At 33.6% G+C, this 18,734-nt stretch carries 17 protein-coding genes; all 17 read left to right on the forward strand.

Annotated features, from left to right (window positions below):
• The first annotated feature begins 24 nt into the window (after nucleotides 1-24).
• The 17 genes from ACNQGX_RS10435 to ACNQGX_RS10515 all read left to right on the forward strand — a co-directional run bounded on the left by ACNQGX_RS10435 (nucleotide 25) and on the right by ACNQGX_RS10515 (nucleotide 18,726).
• Nucleotides 25-672, forward strand: coding sequence for a methyltransferase domain-containing protein (locus tag ACNQGX_RS10435; RefSeq protein ID WP_417976005.1), 648 nt, complete (start codon nucleotides 25-27; stop codon nucleotides 670-672).
• An 8-nt stretch (nucleotides 673-680) separates the two neighbouring features.
• Nucleotides 681-1,859 (forward strand): glycosyltransferase family 4 protein, encoded by a 1,179-nt coding sequence (locus ACNQGX_RS10440; RefSeq protein ID WP_417976007.1) that lies wholly within the window; start codon nucleotides 681-683, stop codon nucleotides 1,857-1,859.
• Between the two features lies 1 nt (nucleotide 1,860).
• Entirely contained in the window at nucleotides 1,861-3,006 is a 1,146-nt protein-coding gene (locus ACNQGX_RS10445) for a glycosyltransferase family 4 protein (protein ID WP_417976010.1), read from the forward strand.
• Between the two features lie 14 nt (nucleotides 3,007-3,020).
• The gene (locus tag ACNQGX_RS10450) at nucleotides 3,021-3,902 is read left to right on the forward strand and encodes a glycosyltransferase family 2 protein (RefSeq protein WP_417976013.1); all 882 of its coding nucleotides are present in this window, start codon (nucleotides 3,021-3,023) and stop codon (nucleotides 3,900-3,902) included.
• 21 nt (nucleotides 3,903-3,923) lie between these two features.
• Nucleotides 3,924-5,360: an MBOAT family O-acyltransferase gene (locus ACNQGX_RS10455; RefSeq protein ID WP_417976015.1), complete on the forward strand. Its 1,437-nt coding sequence runs from the start codon at nucleotides 3,924-3,926 to the stop codon at nucleotides 5,358-5,360.
• Between the two features lies 1 nt (nucleotide 5,361).
• Nucleotides 5,362-6,267 carry a hypothetical protein gene (locus tag ACNQGX_RS10460; RefSeq protein WP_417976018.1) on the forward strand — a complete coding sequence of 302 codons (906 nt, stop codon included), beginning with the start codon at nucleotides 5,362-5,364 and terminating at the stop codon, nucleotides 6,265-6,267.
• A gap of 41 nt (nucleotides 6,268-6,308) precedes the next feature.
• On the forward strand, nucleotides 6,309-7,469 hold the full coding sequence (locus ACNQGX_RS10465) for a cytidylyltransferase domain-containing protein (protein ID WP_417976020.1): 1,161 nt from the start codon (nucleotides 6,309-6,311) through the stop codon (nucleotides 7,467-7,469).
• Nucleotides 7,462-8,337 (forward strand): N-acetylneuraminate synthase family protein, encoded by an 876-nt coding sequence (locus tag ACNQGX_RS10470; RefSeq protein WP_417976022.1) that lies wholly within the window; start codon nucleotides 7,462-7,464, stop codon nucleotides 8,335-8,337. Before ACNQGX_RS10465 ends, ACNQGX_RS10470 begins: the two co-directional genes overlap by 8 nt.
• A gap of 228 nt (nucleotides 8,338-8,565) precedes the next feature.
• Nucleotides 8,566-9,963, forward strand: a complete 1,398-nt coding sequence (locus ACNQGX_RS10475; RefSeq protein ID WP_417976024.1) for a glycosyltransferase family protein — start codon at nucleotides 8,566-8,568, stop codon at nucleotides 9,961-9,963.
• 1 nt (nucleotide 9,964) lies between these two features.
• Nucleotides 9,965-11,398: an MBOAT family O-acyltransferase gene (locus tag ACNQGX_RS10480; RefSeq protein ID WP_417976027.1), complete on the forward strand. Its 1,434-nt coding sequence runs from the start codon at nucleotides 9,965-9,967 to the stop codon at nucleotides 11,396-11,398.
• 107 nt (nucleotides 11,399-11,505) lie between these two features.
• Nucleotides 11,506-12,381, forward strand: a complete 876-nt coding sequence (locus tag ACNQGX_RS10485; protein WP_417976029.1) for a hypothetical protein — start codon at nucleotides 11,506-11,508, stop codon at nucleotides 12,379-12,381.
• Between the two features lie 3 nt (nucleotides 12,382-12,384).
• Nucleotides 12,385-13,539 (forward strand): glycosyltransferase family 4 protein, encoded by a 1,155-nt coding sequence (locus ACNQGX_RS10490; protein ID WP_417976031.1) that lies wholly within the window; start codon nucleotides 12,385-12,387, stop codon nucleotides 13,537-13,539.
• A complete protein-coding gene (locus ACNQGX_RS10495; RefSeq protein ID WP_417976033.1) occupies nucleotides 13,533-15,065 on the forward strand; it encodes a glycosyltransferase family 2 protein in 1,533 nt (510 codons plus the stop codon). The genes ACNQGX_RS10490 and ACNQGX_RS10495 overlap by 7 nt, the downstream gene beginning before the upstream one ends.
• Complete coding sequence (locus ACNQGX_RS10500; protein WP_417976035.1) at nucleotides 15,055-15,906, forward strand: FkbM family methyltransferase; 852 nt, start codon at nucleotides 15,055-15,057, stop codon at nucleotides 15,904-15,906. The genes ACNQGX_RS10495 and ACNQGX_RS10500 overlap by 11 nt, the downstream gene beginning before the upstream one ends.
• Nucleotides 15,903-16,922: an exostosin domain-containing protein gene (locus ACNQGX_RS10505; protein WP_417976037.1), complete on the forward strand. Its 1,020-nt coding sequence runs from the start codon at nucleotides 15,903-15,905 to the stop codon at nucleotides 16,920-16,922. Before ACNQGX_RS10500 ends, ACNQGX_RS10505 begins: the two co-directional genes overlap by 4 nt.
• Nucleotides 16,919-17,920: a glycosyltransferase family 2 protein gene (locus ACNQGX_RS10510; protein WP_417976039.1), complete on the forward strand. Its 1,002-nt coding sequence runs from the start codon at nucleotides 16,919-16,921 to the stop codon at nucleotides 17,918-17,920. The genes ACNQGX_RS10505 and ACNQGX_RS10510 overlap by 4 nt, the downstream gene beginning before the upstream one ends.
• Nucleotides 17,917-18,726, forward strand: a complete 810-nt coding sequence (locus ACNQGX_RS10515) for a class I SAM-dependent methyltransferase (protein WP_417976041.1) — start codon at nucleotides 17,917-17,919, stop codon at nucleotides 18,724-18,726. Before ACNQGX_RS10510 ends, ACNQGX_RS10515 begins: the two co-directional genes overlap by 4 nt.
• Nucleotides 18,727-18,734: the final 8 nt, after the last annotated feature.

Consider the following 18,734-nt stretch of genomic DNA (forward strand, 5'->3'; position numbering starts at 1 on the left):
TAAAACAATTTTTAATAAAATACCATGATAAAGAAAATCATAAAGAAAGTACTTAATTTTTTTAAGAAAAAACAACCAAAATATACTTTGCATGATAAATTTTGGATTCAAAAAGTAAAGACTACTACTATAGCTGATCGAGTTCCTTTTTTCGAAGAATTAGTTAAAGGTAAAAATGTTTTGCATTTTGGTTGTAATGATTGGCCAATCTTTAATCCGGATTATAATTTACATATAAAACTAGCTAAACAAGCCAAATCTATTCACGGATTTGATATAGATTTAGAAGGGATTGAAAATTTAAAAAAGTATGTAGATCAATCTTATTTTTCAAATTTCAGTCAATTGAAAGATAAACAATATGATATTTGTTTAGTTCCTGAAACTATAGAGCATGTAGATAACGTAAGGACTTTTCTTGAAGGATTGTCTACTGTAAATGCTAAAGTCTTTTATATAACTGCACCCAATTGTTTTTCTAAAAAACATATGGAGAGAAACTTTTACGGAGATAATGAATTTATTGAAGTGGTTCATCCGGATCATAATTGTTGGTACAGCCCTTTTACTTTAAAAAATCAAATAGAAAAATATTCTAATTTAAAGGTCATAAGAGTATTTTTGTTAAATGAAGATACAATGATTTGTTGTCAAGCAATAAAAACTAATTGAAAATAGACGTGAAATCTAAAGTAAAAAAAATAGTTTATTTCTTTTATGGATTTTGGAATTTTTTGAGTTTCTTAGTTTTCGATTCAAAGAAAATAAGAAATGCAGAAATAGTATGCTTTTTTCCTTTTTACCAAACAGGCGGTGCGGAAAAAGTGCATTTGAATATTATAAAAGCGTTAGCTCACAAAAATGTTTGTGTCATTTTTACTTTAAATTCAGCTACCAAAAATTTTCAAGAGCAATTCAAAGCAAATGCCCAATGTATCGAAATAAACCTGATACTCAATAAGCGAAATACGTTTGTAAGTAGATTGTTAAAAAAAAGCATTTATAAAGCGATTAATACATCAAATAATTGTAAGGCTGTTTTTGGGAGTAATGCTACTTACTTTTATCAAATACTTCCTTTTATTTCGGATCAAATCGCTCGAATAGATTTGTTTCATGCTTTTAGTAAACCTGATAGCCGAGAATTGGAGGTGGTAAATAGCGTAAAGTATATTGATAAAAGAGTTGTTATTAATCAAAACACTAAAAAGGATTTACTAAAAATTTATGCTTGTAATAATATAGGGACACAGTATCATAAAGTGATTCAAGTTATTGAAAATGGAATCGCAATAGAAAATCATGAATTTTCCTCAAAAGATTATTCGACGATTAAAGTAGGATATGTGGGTCGTTGGTCTGATGAAAAAAGACCAGAACTTTTTTTAGCAATAGCAAAAAGTATAAAAAGTAAATATCCTTCAATTTCATTTGTAATGGCAGGAACAGGAATGAAAAGTAATTTGAATTTAATTACAGATGCTGGGGTAGATTTTTTAGGAGAAATAACAGATAAGAAGATATTAAACGAATTATACGATGAACTTCATTTTCTAATATTACCCTCAATTTACGAAGGATTCCCATTGGTAATTATGGAGTCAATGGCTTATGGGGTGATTCCAATAGCCACAGATTTAGATGGCATTAGGGAACATATTACCTCTGACTATAACGGTATATTAATTAACGAGTCTGATGAAGTGAAAATTATTCAAGCCTTTTGTAATTCGATTACTCAATTTATTGAAAATCCTGAAATGCGAAATAATTTAGCAGAGAATTGTTTTTCTTATGCTCATAAAAATTTTGGTTTAGAAAAATTTAATTTTTCGTATCAAAAATTACTAAATTCTTAAAATGAAAATCCTAATGGTCTCCATACCCAATCATCATTTTTTTCAATGGGCAAACCAATTGAAAGATGCTGGCTATGAAGTGTATTGGTTTGATGTTACGGATGGCGGACCAAAAGTTTCTAAAATAAGTTGGGTACAGCAAATAAAAGGATGGAAGCTGAAAATAAACTATCCTTTCCGCCATGCGATTAAAAATAGATTTCCAAAAATAGATCAACTCATTCAGCACTATAATGAAAACTCGGTAGCAGCTGTATTCAAAAAAAAAATAGACGATATACAACCTGATATTGTGCATTGTTTCGAAATGAAATTGGCAGGATTTCCCATTCTGGGCGTAATGGAGAGGCATGCGAAAATCAAATTTATTTACTCTTCTTGGGGTAGTGATCTATTTAGATTCGAAGAAATGGGAATAAGTAAAAAAGAAGTTGTTCCTTTTTTTGATCGTGTAAATTATCTAATTACCGATTGCCAAAGGGATTACACAATCGCATTGCAAAATGGTTTTAAAAATAAGTTTCTAGGTGTTTTTCCTGGAAATGGCGGAATAGTAATAGAATCAAAAAACATTTGTAGCTTCGATAAAAGAAATAAAATACTTCTAAAGGGGTACGAAGACGGAGTAGGGAAAGCTTTACCTGTTTTAGAAGCATTAAAAAAACTTCCTATTTCTGTAATTAAGGAATATGAAATTGTGATTTTTAGCGCTGATGAGGCCGTGAAAAACAAGATTAAACAAGATCCTTTTTTTACTTCGTTAAACGTGCAAATCATTGGAAGAAATAGTTTTTTGGCAAACGAGGAGTTACTGAAAATTATGGGACAAGCTATTGTTTATATTGGGAGTAGCATTTCTGACGGAATGCCAAATACGGTCTTAGAAGCCATGGGTATGGGAGCATTTCCTATTCAATCTAATCCAGGTGGCGCAACAGAGGAAGTTATTACTCATGGAGTGAATGGTTTTTTAATAGCTAATCCATTAGACAGTACTGAAATTGCAGCTTGGATTGAAAAAGCATTAGCAAATCAAGAATTAAGAGACAATGCACAAAAGTACAATGTAGATTTTGTTAGTAAAAACTACAATAGAGAGCGTTTGAAAAAGGAGATCGTACAATTATATAAAGGCATTTTGTCATAAGTAGCAAGAATTGAATGGAAGTATCAATACTCATCGTAACCAGAAACAGACTGGATGAACTGGAAATCACGTTAAACAAACTAATCAGTTTACTTGATTTGTCCATTCACGAAGTGTTGGTTTATATTGATGGCTGCAAAGAAACGGAGGTTTTGATTGCAAAATATCCATGGGTACAATGGGAAAATTCACCAACTAATATTGGCGCATCTCCTGCAAGAAATAAATTGTATAAAAATGCAAAAGGAAGTATATTTATAGGATTAGACGATGACGCACATCCTATAAGTATAGATTTTATTACACAAACACGAAAGGTTTTCGCAGAAGATGCGAAAGTTGGAATCATTGCTTTCCAAGAAATACGAGGTTTTTTTTTAACAGATCAAGAGGTTTTGCAAAATGCGGAATCCAAAGTAATGAGTTATCCCACAAATGATTTTGTGGGTTGTGGTTTTGCTATCAGAAAAGATGTTTATGACAAGACCAACGGATTCCCCATTTGGATAGATATTTATGGAGAAGAGTCTTGTTTGGCCATCGAAGTTTTGGATTTAGGGTATGAAATTCAGTATAACAATGCGATTATTGTTAATCATAGAGTAGATAGACAAAAGCGTCTGAACATAGGACGTAATTATTTTCGGTTTGAAAAACAGCTCAAAAATACGGTATATTATTATTTTGTCTATTTTCCGAATCCTTTTTTGAAAATAGCCAGATTGCTGTATCATAATTTTAAAAAATATGCGCTACAAGATAGCACGTATTTTATGTTATTTTGGAAATCGGTTTTTAGTGCTGTCGGAAAACTGTTTTATGTGTTGAAATTCAGAAAACCAATTCAGAAAAGCACCTTGCAAAAAATAAAAACGTTGAAAGGAATACAATATTAATTTTTAAAGGAGAACATAACAATGCTTTTTAACTCCCTCAGTTTTGCTGTCTTTTTAATCTTGGTTTTTATTTTTTATTGGTTTGTCGCCAATAAAAATTTAAAATTTCAGAATCTCCTTTTATTGGCTTCCAGCTATTTCTTTTATTCTTGTTGGGATTGGAGGTTTTTATTCTTACTCCTTTTTTCTACCCTTTTAGATTATTATTCGGGGATTCAAATAGAAAAGAGTAAGATAGCAGTGCAAAGAAAATTTTGGTTTTGGTTAAGTATTGTCATTAATTTAGGATTTCTTGGAGTATTCAAATACTTTAATTTTTTTGCCGATTCTTTTGCCGATTTACTTTCTATTTTCGGATTTCAGGTAAATGTTTGGTCGTTACAAGTGATTTTACCGGTTGGGATTTCATTCTACACGTTTCACGGTTTGTCCTACGTAATTGATGTCTATAAAAAGAGAATAACCGTTGAGAAAAACTTTGTTGATTATGCGGTTTTTGTGTCCTATTTTCCATTGTTGGTTGCGGGACCTATTGAGCGGGCTACCCATTTGTTGCCGCAAATAAAAAGGAAAAGGACTTTTAATTATAATCAGGCGGTAGATGGTTTACGGCAAATTTTGTGGGGATTGTTTAAGAAAATTGTCATAGCAGATAATTGTGCTGAATATGTCGATATGATTTTTAATAATTCAGATGATTACTCGGGTAGTACATTAGTCATGGGAGCTGTGTTTTTTGCCTTTCAGATTTATGGAGATTTTTCGGGATATTCGGATATCGCTTTAGGAACTTCACGATTATTGGGAATTGAGTTGTTGAAAAACTTCTCATTTCCCTATTTTTCCAGAGATATTGCGGAGTTCTGGCGGCGTTGGCATATTTCATTGTCCTCATGGTTTAAGGATTATCTGTATATCCCTTTGGGAGGAAGTAAAGGAGGGAAATGGATGCAAATCAGAAATACGTTTGCGATTTTCTTGGTCAGCGGTTTTTGGCATGGAGCCAATTGGACTTTTATTGCTTGGGGAGCATTGCATGCCATTTATTTTTTACCACTGCTGCTTTTCAACAAAAACAGAAATCATCTCGAAATAGTGGCACAGGATCGATTTTTACCTACTTTTAAAGAAGCAACCTCCATTTTAGCAACTTTCGGATTGACCACTTTTGCATGGATATTTTTCAGAGCCAATAATTTGCATCATGCACTGGAATATATATCCAAAATATTTTCGAAATCACTGTTCACCCTACCGGAGGTTAGGCCAAGTAACGTTATCTTGCTCATCATTATTTTCATGTTAGTGGAATGGTGGGGTAGAAAAGATAATTACACATTAGAGAAACTGGGATTTCAATATAATAGAGCATTTAGATGGTCAATGTATTTAGCGATATTAATTGCCATTTTTATTTTTGGAGCCAAAGAGCAGCAATTCATTTATTTCCAATTTTGATATGAAAAAGTTTTTAATAAAGTTGCTTTTATTTGGTTTTGTCTTTTTTATTTTAGACAAGCTGTTTTATGTGTTTTTATATGTATCACCAAATTTAGAGGTTGATAAAAGATTGGAACTGTTACTAAAGGGTAAAATTAATAAAGAAATCATCGTTATGGGTTCTTCCCGTGGTGCAAGAAATGTAGTTGCGAGCCAAATAGAAAAAGAAACGTCATTGAGTGCTTATAATATTTCCTATCCGGGATCTAATATTGAATTTCATCAGTTTTTGTTGGAGACATTGTTGAAATACAATCAAAAACCTAAAATTATTGTTTTAGTATTGGATGATCCGGCTCAACTGCTTGATGCAGAATCTATAAATTTCAGAGTGGAAAGACTTTATCCATTAGTAAAGTATAATTATATTAATCAGGAATTGATTAAAAGAGGAGAAAAAAATGAACTGTCATGGTTTTTATGTTTGGCACGAATAAATAAAAGTAATTTCAATATTAGGAATAAAAAATTTACTGTTGAAGATTCCATTCGATCTTGTGGTTCGATGCCGCTGTCTTTTCACAGAAAAAAAAGAGCATATAATTATGTCGTTGATACTTTACGTTACCCGATTGAAAAGGAATTGGAAATTAAAAAAGTCGCATTTAGCCGATTTCAAAACCTTTGCAAGAGGAATGATATTCGGCTGATTTTGGCTTTTTCTCCCAATTTCAAAACCCATAACAAACATTTTGAAAATAGAATTAAGCAACTTTCCTTCCCTAAGAACCAATTTTTTATTTATGACACGACCAATACAAAGTATAGAAATAAAGATTATTTTTACGATGAGTCGCATTTAAATATAAAAGGTGCAAAACTATTTACAAGTGAATTGAGTCAGTTTATAAACATGAATAAATAATTAGAACACTAGTCATTAACGGTATCAAATAGAATATAATAATGAAAAAAATAGGTATACTTCCGCTTCGTAAAGATTCCAAAGGAATTCCGGGGAAAAATAAAAAGAAAATGGTGGGGCGTCCCTTATTTTCATGGGTACTTACTGAAGCTCTGTTTTCTAATTTGGATGCCGTTTATGTGTTTACCAATGATCCAGAAATTATTAGTTATGTAGAGCGAGAATACCATTGGACAAGCAAGGTAAAGGCGATGCTCCGCAACGAAGAAAACGCCAATGATACTGCTTCAACCGAAAGTACGATGCTTGAGTTTTCTGAGAAAATCAATCATGATTACGATATTTTGTGCCTGCTGCAGGCTACTTCGGCTTTAACATTGGCAGCGGATATTAATAATGGATTGGAGAAAATCAGCAAAGAAAAATATGATGCTTCTCTAAGTGTGGTAAAAACACATCGTTTTACATGGAATAGTGATGGGACTCCACAAAATTATGATGTGTTCAACAGACCCAGAAGACAAGATTTTGAAGGGTTGTTGATAGAAAACGGAGCCGTTTATTGCACTACAAAAGACAGTTTTCTTAAATCTAAAAATAGGGTGAGCGGAAACATTGGCTTGGTCGAAATGCCAGAAGAAACCCTGATGGAAATAGACAGCCTTTCCGATTGGCATATTGTAGAAAATATTTTGATAGAACGCCAAAAGAGAATGAAATCGAATCAAAGAATTCAATATTTGGTTTTGGATGTAGATGGCGTTTTTACAGATGGAGGAATCTATTACAATGAAGAAGGTGAGTTTGCCAAAAAGTTTGACATGCGAGATGGCATGGGATTGGAGATTTTAAGACAAAATAATGTTGAAGTAGTGGTGCTGACTTCAGAAAATTCTAAATTGGTTGCACAACGTATGAAAAAACTTCAAATTCAAGATGCGTTTTTAGGGGTTAAGGATAAATATGCTTTTTTAAAACACTTTCTTGTGACTAAAAATAGTAGTTTTGAAGCCGTTGCTTATGTAGGGGATGATGTCAATGATTTGGCTAATATTTGTAGTTCGGGCTGGTCTTTTGCTCCAGCAAATGCAACGGCCATAGTGAAGTTAAACGCTGATTTTGTGCTTGGTACTGCTTCAGGTGCAGGAGCGATTAGAGAAGTTTGTGAAACGATATTAAAATATAATAAAAGATATGACTGAGTTTAAAAAGCCTTATGTAATTGCTGAAATTGGCTGCAATCACAAAGGAGATATAGCAATAGCAAAAGAACTGATAAAAATTGCTAAGATATTTTGTAATGTTGATGCGGTTAAGTTTCAAAAACGTAATAATAAAGAATTATTGACCGAAGCGCAATACAATGCGCCACATCCTAACACCAATAACTCTTATGGGGATACGTATGGTGCGCATAGGGAGTTTTTAGAATTTGATGTGAATCAACATCAAGAATTAAAGGATTATTGTGAGGAAATAGATATCGTTTATGCTACATCGGTTTGGGATACCACCTCGGCCAAGGAAATAGCTTCGCTTAATCCAGAATTTATTAAGATTCCTTCTGCTTGTAACAACAACTATGAAATGTTGGGTTGGTTGTGCGCTAATTATAAAGGAGAAATTCATATTTCGACCGGGATGACCACTAAAGACGAAACAACTGATTTAGTAGCTTTTTTTGTGTCCAAAGGCAGAAATAAAGATTTAGTATTGTACAATTGTACCTCAGGTTATCCGGTTCCCTTTGAAGATGTCTGTTTATTAGATATTAATTTGCTCAAGCAAAAATATGGTGACACCGTAAAACATATTGGGTTTTCCGGGCATCATTTAGGCATAGCTGTAGATGTTGCAGCTTACACTTTGGGAGCCAATATCATCGAAAGACATTATACCATAGACAGGACTTGGAAAGGGACAGATCATGCTGCCTCATTAGAGCCTATGGGTTTGCGAAAATTAGCAAGGGACTTAAACGCTGTTCATAGTGCTTTGTCCTTTAAATCAATGGATATTTTGCCTATTGAGCAAGTACAAAGGGATAAGTTGAAGAATAGGAAAGGATAAGTCATAGTGTTTTGTCATCCGACGAAGGAGGAATCACATGGAGTGAATCATCGGGAACAGTTGGGGTTTATTTTAACAAATCGAAGTGTCTAATACTTAAAACTCCTTTTTTTTTCTCAAATTTGCCCTACGATGAAGCAGGAATAACATAATGCAAATTGACGGGAAATGATTTTAGGTTTTAAATATTTGAAATCATAATTACTACAATAGACGGATAATAAATTTATGAGTAAAAAAATATTTGTTTTTTTTCCCGATGGAGTGGGTTTGCGCAATTTTGCCTTTACAGAATTCAAAGCGTTAGGGGAGCAAAAAGGGCACCAAATTGTATATTGGAATAATACTGTTTTTTCTCTAAAAGCAGCACTGGGTTATGATGAGGTTAAAATAGAAAAGCATAGTATCCATCGCTTTACCCCAATCTATTCCCGAATTAGAAAACACATCGAACTTAATGTTTCTCAAAAGAAGTTCAATGATAATGTGTATCCGACCTATAAATTCCCTTTTAGCTACAACGGAATAAAAAATACGGTAATAACGCTCTATACGAAGTTCTTAATAGGGTTTAATTCTTCTGAAAAAGGGATTGTCCGCATCCGAAAACGAATTAATAGTTTAGAACGTTCAACTGAAAAATACCAGTATTGTAAGGCACAGTTACAAGAGCATCAACCGGATTTGGTTTTTTGTACCACACAACGTGCTACGCAATCCATAAGCGCTTTATTGGCAGCCAAAGATCTAGGAATTCCTACCGTGGCTTTTGTATATTCCTGGGACAATGTGCCTAAGGCTATGCAAGTGGTAGAAACCGACTTTTATTTGGTTTGGAGTGATTTAATGAAATTCGAAGTTTTAAAATACTACCCATTTGTCAATGAATCTCAAGTTATCGTAACGGGAACTCCTCAGTTTGAACCGCATTATGATAAAAGCTTATTAGAAAAGCGAGAAGATTTTTTTGCGCAATATGGTTTAGATACTACTAAGAAATATATTTGCTATTCTGGCGATGATGAGACCACTTCGCCTTTAGATCACTATTATTTAGAAGATTTGGCTCGTGCGGTACGAAGTTTAAATGCAAAAGGCAAAAATCTGGGAATCATTTACAGAAAATGCCCCGTTGATACTACAACCAGATATGATGCGGTTCTTGAAGCGAATGCCGATATTATTGCTGTTTTAGATCCTATCTGGAAACCCCTGGGGAAGCAGTGGAATGAAATTTTGCCTACCAAAGATGATTTGGCCATGTTGCACAATGTTTGTGCCCATTCTGAATTGGTGACCAATGTGTGTTCTTCTACTGTTTTTGATTTTCTGGCACACGATAAATCCTGTATTTATTTCAATTACGAGCAACCCCAATTAAAAAAAGGCATTCGGGATATAGGACAAAATTATAAATACGTTCATTTTAGAAGTATGCCAAGTCAAGAGGCTGCTGTATTTTGTACGGATAAAAAAGATTTAGAACATTTGGTAAACCAAATCCTAGAAGGAAAATTATCGAATGTTCCAGACGGTAAAAAATGGTATGAAATTGTGGCTGGTACAACTCCAACACAAGCTTCAGAGACTATTTGGTCTGCAATTGAAAATTGTATAAAAAAGTAGTATGTTTTTTAACTCCTTATCCTTCGCCCTTTTTCTACCCGCAGTATTTCTGTTGTATTGGTTTGTTTTTAATAAAACCAAAAGTAGTCAGAACCTAATCTTGATTCTAGCCAGTTATTATTTCTATTCCTGCTGGGATTGGCGTTTTTTATTTTTATTGGTTTTCTCCACTTTTTTGGATTATTATACCGGTATTCGAATTGAAAAGGCTAAGACTGAAATGGGGCAAAAATTTTGGTTTTGGTTGAGCATCAGTATAAATCTTGGTTTTCTGGGGGTTTTTAAATATTATAATTTTTTTGCAGATTCTTTCTCCCAGTTATTGAATGGGTTTGGATTGCAAACCAGTCCTTTATTGCTAAATGTGGTTTTGCCAGTAGGGATATCCTTCTATACCTTTCATGGTTTATCGTATGTTATTGATATTTACTTAAAAAGAATCAAGGCTGAATATAACTTCGTGGATTATTCCTTGTTTGTCAGTTATTTTCCATTGCTGGTCGCGGGTCCTATTGAAAGAGCCACCCACTTGTTGCCACAAGTAAAAGTGAAACGCAGTTTTGATTTCGAAAAAGCTAAGGAAGGAATATATCAATTTGTTTGGGGACTGGTCAAAAAAGTGGTGATAGCCGATACCTGTGCGACCTATGCCAATGCTATTTTTGATAATTATGAATCCATGAATTCCCTGTCGTTGTTGTTGGGTGCTATTTATTTTGCCTTTCAGATTTATGGTGATTTCTCCGGTTATTCGGATATGGCATTGGGAATGTCTAAATTATTTGGTATCGATTTGTTACGTAATTTTAATTATCCCTATTTCTCTCGTGATATTGCTGAGTTTTGGCGTCGTTGGCACATTTCGCTGTCGTCCTGGTTTCGGGATTATCTGTACATCCCTTTGGGAGGAAGCAGTGGTGGAATGGCGATGAAAATTCGCAATACCTTTGTCATTTTTTTGGTCAGTGGTTTTTGGCATGGCGCCAATTGGACATTTATTGCCTGGGGTTTTATCAATGCGCTGTATTTTTTACCGTTGTTGCTTCTCAAAAAAAACAGGTCTAATATGGAAACGGTTTCTTTGTATTGGAATTGGAGCTCTTTGAGGATAATTTTAAACATGATTAGTACTTTTGCATTAACTTGTTTGGCCTGGGTGTTTTTCAGGGCAAAATCGATAGGTGAAGCTTTTGATTATATTGGGCGTATTTTTACCAATCAAAGTTTTTTACCGCAGTATTTGGAAAATGAACGGTACAGTTATGAAATCATAATTCTGATTGTGGTTTTTATCTTGGTCGAATGGAATAGCCGAACTCAAGTGGAACCGATTTCAGGAAGAAACAGTACCTTAAAAATAGTATTGTGTATTGCCGCAATTATAGCGCTGGGAACCTATTCAGATTATAAAGAATTTATATATTTTCAGTTTTAAGGAGCAATTTTCGTTTTACCCCCAGCCCTAAAGGGAGCCGAAAATTAGGGTGAAGTATAAATAATAATTAGAATGAATTCATAAATATAAAAGAGAATAATATAACCATGAAGCAGTTTTTAATTTTTACAGTCAAAACCCTCTTGCTGCTGTTTTTACTGCTAGTCGTGTTGGATTTTCTTTATACGACTGTTTATTTGCAGTCTTCGAATAGAGGAAAAATAGAGTATGTTTACAACTCAGAAGCCCGAAATTACGATGTAGTGATTTTAGGTTCTTCCAGAGCGAATAATCATTTTGTTGCGCCGCTATTTGAAGAGAAGGGATTGAAAACCTTTAATTACGGCATGAGCGGAGGCCATTTATTTGAAGCCGCTCTCCTGTTGAAATTAATGGTAGCGCGTAAATACAACATAAAAAATGTAATACTCGAAGCTGATTTAAATTTGTCTAATGAGCATAGGGACGATGGTGTTTCTGCCAGATTTATGCCTTATATTTATGATTCGAAAATAATAAAAGATCATTTTTCAGGAGAAGATGACTTCAAACCATTGTATTATATTCCTTTTTATCGGTATGTGGTATTTGACTCCAAAATAGGGTTCAGGGAACTGTATAAAACAGTAACAAAAGAGCCCACTGCTTATTTAGCGCATTTAGGCTATTATCCTTTAAAGAAGAAAAAAGGAAACATGAAAAATGATATACGCGCTTTGAAGCCACTTCAAAACAAGTATTATGAAGAAATTAAGCAAATTTGTGCAGCCAATAATATCCATTTTATTGCAGTGATGACACCCATGTGCACCAATACAAAAGGATTGGATTATTTTGAAAAAGTAAAACAAATTTATCCCGAAATTCATAATTATGAATCCATAGTAGAAGGGGATCAGTATTTTTCGTCCTGTGGGCACATGAATGATGAAGGGGCAAGAAAATTTACAGCAATTATTTTAAATGATTTTTTTAATAAGTAGAGAATGCATATAGCTTTTTTAACTCCCGAATATCCACATGCTAAAGTAAAGCATGCCGCTGGTTTAGGAACCAGTATAGGAAATCTTGTTTCGGCTTTAGTCAGGCAGGGTGTTTCGGTGACCGTAATTGTGTATGGTCAGGAAAAATCAGAAATTTTTACAGAAAACGGTATCACTTTTCATTTAATTGACGATAAAAAATACCGTTTTGGTAAATGGTATTTCTACAGAAAGCATATTCAAAAGTATTGCAACAGGATTATAAAGGAAGAAAAAATTGATGTCCTGGAAGCTCCCGATTGGACTGGGATTACCGCCTTTATGAACTTCAGAGTTCCATTAGTGATTCGGTTTCATGGCAGCGATACCTATTTCTGTCATCTCGAAAAAAGGAAACAGAAATTGAAAAATTTTTGGTTCGAAAAACTGGCGGTTCAAAAAGCACAAGGCTACATTGCACCAACTGCTTTTGCGGGGAAACTATCTGCAGCATTGTTTGGGATTCAACCAGAAAAAATAAAAACAATCCATTACGGATTGGAATTGGATCAATTTGAAAATGATTTCCCAAATCAATTTGAAAAAGGATTAATAGTATATATTGGAACTATTATTCGCAAAAAAGGAGTTTTGGAACTTCCTGCTATTTTTCATAAAGTGAGAGCAAAATGTCCCGAGGCCAGATTGGTGCTTATAGGCTCAGATTCTACTGATATTGCAACGGGAAAAAACTCGACTTGGGAATTGATTCAAGAAAAAATAACACCAAACGACATGCCTTTTGTGGCTTATTTAGGCAAAATCCCGTATAGCGAAGTGAAAAATTACATTCAAAAAGCGCATCTTTGTGTCTTTCCCACTTTTGCCGAAACATTAGGAATGGTAACCATTGAATCTATGGCGATGCAAAAACCGGTGGTCAACAGTAATATGGGCTGGGCACAGGAACTTATGGTAGATGGGGTAAGTGGTTGTTTGGTAAATCCTAAAAATCATGAGGAATATGCCAAAAAAATGATTCAAATACTTTCGAACAAAGAATTGGCATCTAAAATGGGAATAGCCGCCAAAAAACAGGTTCAAAATAAATTTGACATCAATGCAATTGTTAAGGAGAACATGGACTACTACGAAACTATTATTTCAAATCAATGTTAGTTATAGCACATAGCTACTATAAAGTAACGCACGTTACCATCAATTCAATTGAAAACATGGAGTTTTTGGGACAAAACATTGGATTTGTTATTCGTGCTATTGCTGAAAAATATCCAAACACAATTGTGGTTTGGTATGATGAGCAAGTTAAAGATTCGGTAAACGTTGAAAAAATATCGGAATTATTGAATTTGAAAAGAAAATTGATAAGCTATAATCCCAGTTCCAATTATTTTTCTCCCAGAATTGGGTACATAGAAGAATCACCATTTATAAATGTAAATAAAAAGGTCACTTACCCAACTTGGCAAATGAGTAGTTGTGTAGGCGCTATTTATACCGACATTATACTACAATTTGATTTTAATTTTTTTAAGATTCAAAATTTTGATTTCACGCTCAATAGTATTGCCAAGCTGTATCAACCATTAGGATTGTTTTGCTATTCTGAACCACAATTGCTACATGGTGAAGTAAATTATAAAGCTGTTGAAGCATCTAATTACGTTTTGTTTCAGTTTGTGAAGCAGCATTATAAGTTTGTTTGGAAATATCTCTTGTTTTTAGATGTGTTTCTGTTTGAAAAGAGCGTTTTAATACGACCTCTTATCCAATCTTTTTTTTATAAAAACAGAGATTTTTTCCAACCGATTCAATTTGAAGACACTAATGTCGAAGCATATGATTTAAACGGTGAAACCATAGACGTGATAATTCCTACTATTGGAAGAAAAAAATACTTATATGACGTACTTTGTGATTTACGAAACCAAACTCATTTGCCAAAAAACGTAATAGTTGTGGAACAAAATCCATTGGAAGAGAGTATTTCCGATTTAGATTTTATTACCGCCGAAAAATGGCCGTTTGTAATAAAACACACTTTTACACATCAAGCAGGCGCCTGTAATGCTAGGAATATTGCTTTAAGTAAAGTCGAAAGTGGATGGGTTTTTTTAAATGATGATGACAATAGATTTGATGAAAAATTGCTGGAAAAAGCAATTTTTTGTTTAAAGCAATATAAATTGAATACGTTAATAACAAGCTATTTGATTGCAAATGAAAAGAAGAAATTTCATGCCATTTCTCAAACCACAATTTTTGGCTCGGGTAATTCATTTATAAATGCAAGAGTTTTAGCAAGAGTTGGTTTTAATATGGCGTTTGAGTTTGGCTACGGTGAAGATGCTGACTTTGGGCTTCAGTTAAGAAAGAATGGTTTTGATGTGGTTTATTTCCCCAATATAGCTATTGAACATCTTAAAGCTCCTATTGGAGGTTTTAGATACAAACATAAATTTCCTTGGGAAAATTCAAATATCAAACCTATACCGTCACCTACTATTTTTCTTTGCAGGAAATTGCATCACACAAGAGAACAGCTAAATGGATATAAAGTGATATTGTTTATAAAATTATTGGTAAAACAAAAATGGTACAAAAAAATTGGCTTTTACAAAAAATTTAAAAGCCAGTGGGAAGCTTCAAATGATTGGGCTAATAGACTACAAAATGAAAATTAATAAGATATTTTACAAAATAATCGATCGATATAAAAAATTTAAGGATTATCCGCTAACTAAAAACGAACCTTTTTTAGCGTTATTTCGTTATTTTAAATTCAATATTATTACTTATTTTGATAACAAAAAAAGAGTTTATAATTGGGTGAATGAGTTGAAATTTTATGCCAAAAAAGGAGAAGCAGGAATAGTGCCTAACATTTATTTTAAACTTTTTGATTATGAGGATTCGATGTTTTTATTAGATCATTTGCAGGAAGATGATTTATTTGTAGATGTAGGTGCCAATGTTGGGCATTTTTCATTATTGGCTGCAAGTAAGAAGGCAAAAGTAATTGCGATAGAACCTATCCCTGATACTTTTAGAAGATTGAATGATAATGTAGTTTTAAATAATTTCGAAAATTTAATTAATTTGATGAACATTGGCATAGCAGATAAAAAAGGGAAACTTTTCTTTACCACTACTAGCGATGTAATGAATAAGGTGTCACTAACTAAAACAGCAAATACAATCGAGGTTGAGGTCACTACTTTAGATGATTTATTAATCAATTTAAGTCCTAAGCTGATAAAGATAGATGTAGAAGGATACGAGAAATTTGTTTTACAAGGAGCCACAAAAATAATATCATCACCAAGTTTGTTCTACTTAATTATCGAATTAAACAATTCTTCAGAAAATTTCAACACAAACAATGACGAAATACACAATTCAATTATGCAATGCGGATTTCTGCCTGCAAAATATAATGTTGAAGACAAGAAAATAGTAAAGCAATTGGACTATAACAAAGACTCATTCAATACTCTATATGTAAAAAAAGAATTAATTTCATGATAAAAATATATACAGATAAAAATTACCTGAATGGAAAATATAGGAAAAAGATATTTCCATTATTATTCGAATTATATTTTTTAAAGAATGCGAATCTTTCAAAACTATTTGTTCTTGTTGATGACATGGATGAATGCGATATTGTTATTGTTCCTGTCAATATCATTCATCTGATAAAGGAAAATCGAAAGGGATATTTGAATCAATTTATTTTTACCGCAAAGCAAAAAAATAAAATTATCTGGGCTTATAGTGGTGGTGACATTGGAAAAACGATTGACGAATCGGTATATGTTTTTAGATTTGGGGGATTTGACACCAAAATGGGGGGGAGAACAATTATTTTGCCGTCATTTATTTCAGATCCCTATGAAAGGTTTCTCAAAAAAGAATTTAAAGCATTAGAAAAAGAAGCATTGCCAGCGATTGGATTTGTTGGAAATGCAAATGGCTCAATAACTAGTTTGGCAAGGGAAATGACCGTTTTTTTGTATTTGCAACTGGAAAGGTTGACAAAGAATTTCTATTTTGATTACCAATCGTTTTACCCATCGGGGTATAAAAGGTACCAATTGCTTAAAAAAATCGGAAACGACAAAAGAATAGAATCCAATTTCATTTATAGGGAGAAACATACAACAGAAGCCTTAACAGAAGGTGAAGTAAAAAAATCAACCTTGGAATTCTATGAGAATATGGAACAAAACCCGTATGTGTTTTGTTTAAGAGGCTTGGGTAATTTTTCGATACGATTTTATGAGACCATTTTAATGGGAAGGATTCCGGTAGTTGTAGATACTGATATGCGATTGCCCTTTCCAGAAAAAATTAATTGGGAAAAGCATTGTGTTTTTGTGAAAGAAGAAAGCATGACAAGTCAATTAGTGGCGTTTCACAATAAGATCTCAAATGACGATTTCAAGAAGATGCAGGTGAACAATCGAAACTTAGCCATGAATGTACTGTCAAGTGAGGGATATTTTATAGAACTGTATAAAATTTTTAAAAACAAATGAAATTTTCTCTAATTGTCTGTACTTATATGCGTCCGGAACCTTTGCTTCAATTGTTGCAATCGGTTCAGGAACAAACGTCGTATCCTGATGAGATTCTGATTATAGATGGTTCAACAAATGAGGAAACTGAATTTGTCATCAATGAAAATCAGTTTAAGAATCTACATTATTTTTCAGTTCCACCAGAGCATAAAGGTTTAACCAAACAGCGAAATTACGGTATTGAACGAGTGGGAGGTGAAACGGAGATAGTTTGTTTTCTGGACGATGATGTCGTTTTAGAGAAAGATTACTTTGAGCAAATAATGAAAGCCTATGAAGTTCATCCCGAAGCTTTGGGTGTAGGGGGGTATATCATTAATGAGTCTGAATGTGAATTTGTAGAAGACAATTACCAACCAAAAATTGATGAATATTATTTTGACGGTTGGAAGCGAAAAGACGGCAGTCGATTTGTTTTGAGAAAAAAGTTAGGCTTGGACAGCGATTGTCCACCAGGGTATTCGTCTTTATTTTCGCATGGGAGAAGTGTGGGGTTTTTACCACCTAGCGGTAAAATATATGAGGTTGAAATGTTGATGGGTGGTGTTTCGTCTTTTAGAAAAAAAGTGTTTGAAACCATGCAATTTTCCACTCATTTTGAAGGCTATGGCTTGTATGAAGATGCCGATTTTACGTTGCGACTAGCAAAAAAGGGGAAGCTATACGTGAATACTGCTGCACAGCTAAATCATTATCACAATCCATCAGGAAGACCCAATCAATATCAATACGGAAAAATGGTGGTGCGAAACGGTTGGTATGTTTGGAGGGTGAAGAACCCTAAGCCTTCCTTTAATGCAATATTAAAATGGCATTCTATCACGATACTTTTGACAATAATAAGATTTAGCAATACTTTTACAACAAGTAAAAGGGTAGCAGCCTTTACAGAAGCCATGGGGCGAATGATAGGTTGGTGGAGCTTGATGATTGATAAACCAAAAATAACCCAATGAAAACAACAGAAGCTATTTTAGAAACCAATAAAAAGCAAAAGGAATTTTACAACAACAATAGCAAGCAGAATTTTTTTACTAAAATTTGGGCAAAATTCAGAAATGGACTTCTCAATACGATTAGGAAAACCATTGGTATTCAAGACCAAGCCTATCTCTTGCACAAAGAATGGTTTGGTGATTTGTCCAATAAAAAAGTACTTGACTTGGGGTGCTATTCAGGAAATTACTGGTCATTGTATCTTGCCGAAAATGCCAAAGACTATCTGGGTATTGATTTGAGCGATGTGGCTATTGCGAAACTGAACGAAAGGTTGAAACCTTTTCCCAATGCCAAAGCCGAAGCCGTTGATTTCCTTTCCGATGATTTTACACAGAAAGGCTTTGACTTAATTTATGCCTATGGGGTATTGCATCATTTTGAAAACACCAACATTCTAATTGACAAATTGAATGAAAAATTAGCTCCAAAGGGTGAAATAATAAGTTATGATCCGCTGCAAACGAGTTGGCCCATAAAAATTATAAGAACCCTTTACCGTCCTTTTCAATCGGATGCGGCTTGGGAATGGCCATTTACAAAAAAAATATTTTACCAATATCAAAAAGCCTTTGCAATCCTTGACAGACGCGGACTTTTAGGAAAATCCAAATGGAATCTATTTGTAGCTGTTTTGCCCATTTCTGAAGAAAAGAAAAAGCAAATAGGGCAACAATGGCATCATCATGATTGGGAAAAATCCAGAACTTCTAATCGAGTTTTGTTCCGTTGCATGCATTTGACCATGCTAATGAGAAAGAAATAAAAGAAAGA

Source organism: Flavobacterium glycogeni (genome assembly GCF_048286775.1).
Classification (GTDB): domain Bacteria; phylum Bacteroidota; class Bacteroidia; order Flavobacteriales; family Flavobacteriaceae; genus Flavobacterium.

Excerpts from the sequence above, each read along its gene's own strand:
- ACNQGX_RS10475 (WP_417976024.1), top strand. The coding sequence starts at position 8,566 with ATGAGTAAAAAAATATTTGTTTTTTTTCCCGATGGAGTGGGTTTGCGC.
- ACNQGX_RS10465 (WP_417976020.1), top strand. The coding sequence starts at position 6,309 with ATGAAAAAAATAGGTATACTTCCGCTTCGTAAAGATTCCAAAGGAATT.
- ACNQGX_RS10445 (WP_417976010.1), top strand. The coding sequence starts at position 1,861 with ATGAAAATCCTAATGGTCTCCATACCCAATCATCATTTTTTTCAATGG.
- ACNQGX_RS10455 (WP_417976015.1), top strand. The coding sequence starts at position 3,924 with ATGCTTTTTAACTCCCTCAGTTTTGCTGTCTTTTTAATCTTGGTTTTT.
- ACNQGX_RS10480 (WP_417976027.1), top strand. The coding sequence starts at position 9,965 with ATGTTTTTTAACTCCTTATCCTTCGCCCTTTTTCTACCCGCAGTATTT.
- ACNQGX_RS10490 (WP_417976031.1), top strand. The coding sequence starts at position 12,385 with ATGCATATAGCTTTTTTAACTCCCGAATATCCACATGCTAAAGTAAAG.
- ACNQGX_RS10510 (WP_417976039.1), top strand. The coding sequence starts at position 16,919 with ATGAAATTTTCTCTAATTGTCTGTACTTATATGCGTCCGGAACCTTTG.
- ACNQGX_RS10515 (WP_417976041.1), top strand. The coding sequence starts at position 17,917 with ATGAAAACAACAGAAGCTATTTTAGAAACCAATAAAAAGCAAAAGGAA.
- ACNQGX_RS10500 (WP_417976035.1), top strand. The coding sequence starts at position 15,055 with ATGAAAATTAATAAGATATTTTACAAAATAATCGATCGATATAAAAAA.
- ACNQGX_RS10435 (WP_417976005.1), top strand. The coding sequence starts at position 25 with ATGATAAAGAAAATCATAAAGAAAGTACTTAATTTTTTTAAGAAAAAA.
- ACNQGX_RS10450 (WP_417976013.1), top strand. The coding sequence starts at position 3,021 with ATGGAAGTATCAATACTCATCGTAACCAGAAACAGACTGGATGAACTG.
- ACNQGX_RS10505 (WP_417976037.1), top strand. The coding sequence starts at position 15,903 with ATGATAAAAATATATACAGATAAAAATTACCTGAATGGAAAATATAGG.
- ACNQGX_RS10470 (WP_417976022.1), top strand. The coding sequence starts at position 7,462 with ATGACTGAGTTTAAAAAGCCTTATGTAATTGCTGAAATTGGCTGCAAT.
- ACNQGX_RS10485 (WP_417976029.1), top strand. The coding sequence starts at position 11,506 with ATGAAGCAGTTTTTAATTTTTACAGTCAAAACCCTCTTGCTGCTGTTT.
- ACNQGX_RS10460 (WP_417976018.1), top strand. The coding sequence starts at position 5,362 with ATGAAAAAGTTTTTAATAAAGTTGCTTTTATTTGGTTTTGTCTTTTTT.
- ACNQGX_RS10495 (WP_417976033.1), top strand. The coding sequence starts at position 13,533 with ATGTTAGTTATAGCACATAGCTACTATAAAGTAACGCACGTTACCATC.